Source organism: Aquabacter sediminis (assembly GCF_028863665.1).
Classification (GTDB): Bacteria; Pseudomonadota; Alphaproteobacteria; order Rhizobiales; family Xanthobacteraceae; genus L1I39.
The window spans coordinates 1-2,358 of sequence record NZ_JARBFX010000028.1 but is presented as its reverse complement, the minus strand read 5'-3'; the positions used below and the strand labels follow the sequence as shown (position 1 = coordinate 2,358).

Below are 2,358 nucleotides of genomic sequence, written 5' to 3'. Positions count from 1 at the left end.
CTGCTCAGGCGGGAGGGCTTCCGGGTCAACCACAAGCGGTTGTTCCGGCTCTATCGTGAGGAACGGCTGATGGTGCGTCGGCGGGGTGGCCGCAAGCGGGCCATCGGGACGCGGGCGCCGATGATGATCCCGCTGCGACCGAACGAGCGCTGGTCGCTCGACTTCGTCGCCGACCAGATGACCGATGGCCGGCGCTTCCGGATGCTGGCCATCGTGGACGACTGCACTCGCGAGTGCCTGGCGCTGGTGGCGGACACGTCGCTGTCCGGGGTCAGGGTCGCTCGCGAACTCGAGAGGCTTCTGGCAGAGCGCGGCCGGCCCAAGATGATCGTCAGCGACAACGTCCTATGTTGGGAAGGAAAGCGGCTGATTGGGCAACATATCTCTGTCCACAAGATTGCTCTCGTGGGGTGATGGTCGTCAATACGCGAACCAGGCGGCCCCTGCTGGGAAGGAAAGAGTTCTCGGCCATAGCAAACACAGGGTCCATCGGCACGCCGTGGCCCTCACCGTCCTTAAGACGAGATACCGATCCAGGCAGGAGACCCGAGCATTATCTACAGGGTCGCAGGCTGCGCCCTCACGGCACTGCTGAGAGGGGTTCTCCCACCTGGCACCGGCCCCTCGACAAAGGGCCGGTAATCGTCACCGCTTTTGATGATGGCGTGCACCACACGGGCCATCTTGGCGGTGATTGCGGTCAGCGCCTTGCGCCGGAGATCGGCGTTGTGCCGGTCGCGGGCGATGTAGCGCTCGAACTTGTCGCGAAAGCTGTTCTCCCTCTGCCGGATCGCAACCTGACCGGCGAGCCAGAGGTTGCGCCGAAGACGCGCGTTACCGTACTTCGACAACCTGGTCTGGCCGCGGTACGTGCCCGACTGCTGGGTCGAGAGGTCCAGGCCGCAGAACTTCAGGAACTGGCGATGATGGCCGAAGCGACGGAGATCGCCGGCCTCGGCCAGAATGGCGAGGGCAATGATGGGTCCGATCCCTGGAATCTGCCGCAGGCGCTTATAGTCCTGGCTTTCGGCCAGGAGCTGGTCGGCCATGGCCTCAATCTCATTGCGCTGGCGGATCAAGCTGCGCGCCTCGGCGATGACAAGCCGGAACATGCGGATGGCGGGGGCTTCGAGTGGGACAGGCAGGCCGATGGAGGTCTTGGCCGTCTCGTAGATGTCGCCGAGCAAGCGCTCCTTTGAGACCTTCCGGCCGACGATGCTCCAAGCAGCTTCAATGAACGCGGGCTTGTCCAATGCCGTGATGCTGGCCGGTGTGGGAAACTGGTCCAGGAAGGCGAAGAACCAATCGCTTCGGCTGTTCCGGCGGAAGCGCTCGACCTCCGGGAAGTAGAGCGGCAGATAATGTGTCTGGATCCGATGCAGCACCTGTGTCTTGGCGCCGGCGATCGCCTCGTGGGTCTTCGATAGCTCCTGGACGTCGTTGATCCCGGCGGCCAGCGGATCATGGTAGGCTTGCGAGGCCCCAATCCGCAGCATGTGCAGAATGACCTGGGCGTCCTTGGGATCGTTCTTGTCCCAGCCATTGTGCAGGGCCTCGCGCGTGCGGGCCAGGGCCACCGACGAAACCAGACGAACCTGGAAGCCGGCTTCGTGCAAACGCCAGGCAATCGGCCGGTGATAGTTGCCTGTCGCCTCCATGGCGCAGGCTACGGGCCGACCAAAGCCCTTCAACAGCACGATCAGCCGATCGTGCTCGGCGCGCGTGTTCGGGACTGTCATGCGCCGCCGCCGCTTCTGGCCGGGCGTCTCGATCAGCACCTCGTTCCGCGCTTTGGCGATATCAATCGCCACCAGAACGACGTCATCGGGCATAGGATGCAAAGTGGTCATGGTGGGTCCGTCTCCGGAATGAGGCTTTGAACACCGTCATTTTAGAGACCTGCTGACCGACCATGACCGCCTCAGCCGGCACGCTGCGCGACGCAATGGCTCCGCGCGCCGGCTGAGGCTCCTTCCTTCCTGATGTGCTATGGCAGCGAGTTCACCTCCAATGCCATTCTGGCCTGGACCGACGCGGCCCTGGTCGAGTGGCACTACATCGCGCCCGGAAAGCCGATGCAGAATGGCTTCATCGAGAGCTTCAACGGCCGCCTGCGGGACGAGCTGTTGAACGAGACGCTGTTCTCCAGCCTGTCCCAGGCCAGGGCCGCCCTCGCCCGATGGCAGGTCGATTACAACACCGACCGCCCGCACTCCAAGCTCGGATGGCAGACGCCAAGCGCCTTCGCCTCAACGTTCCACCCGCGGCGGGATCAGACGCTCCGCAACATGAACGGCTCCGCGTCTGCTCCCGCCGCCCAGCACGCCCGACAGGGCAAATCCAACCGCCAGAACGAAC

General features: G+C 64.0%; 1 protein-coding gene and 2 pseudogenes. 2 read left to right on the top strand and 1 reads right to left on the bottom strand.

The window, feature by feature from the left end:
* A pseudogene (locus PV781_RS24000) lies at positions 1–342 on the top strand (DDE-type integrase/transposase/recombinase); the annotation flags it as partial.
* Positions 343–557: 215 nt separating this feature from the next.
* On the opposite strand, the gene PV781_RS23995 reads toward PV781_RS24000, so the two are convergent.
* The gene (locus PV781_RS23995) at positions 558–1,850 is read right to left on the bottom strand and encodes an IS110 family RNA-guided transposase (RefSeq protein WP_274778135.1); all 1,293 of its coding nucleotides are present in this window, start codon (positions 1,848–1,850) and stop codon (positions 558–560) included.
* A 141-nt stretch (positions 1,851–1,991) separates the two neighbouring features.
* Here PV781_RS23995 and PV781_RS23990 point away from each other — a divergent pair.
* Positions 1,992–2,358, top strand: a pseudogene (locus PV781_RS23990) (integrase core domain-containing protein); the annotation flags it as partial.

Excerpts from the sequence above, each read along its gene's own strand:
- PV781_RS23995 (WP_274778135.1), bottom strand. The coding sequence starts at position 1,850 with ATGACCACTTTGCATCCTATGCCCGATGACGTCGTTCTGGTGGCGATT.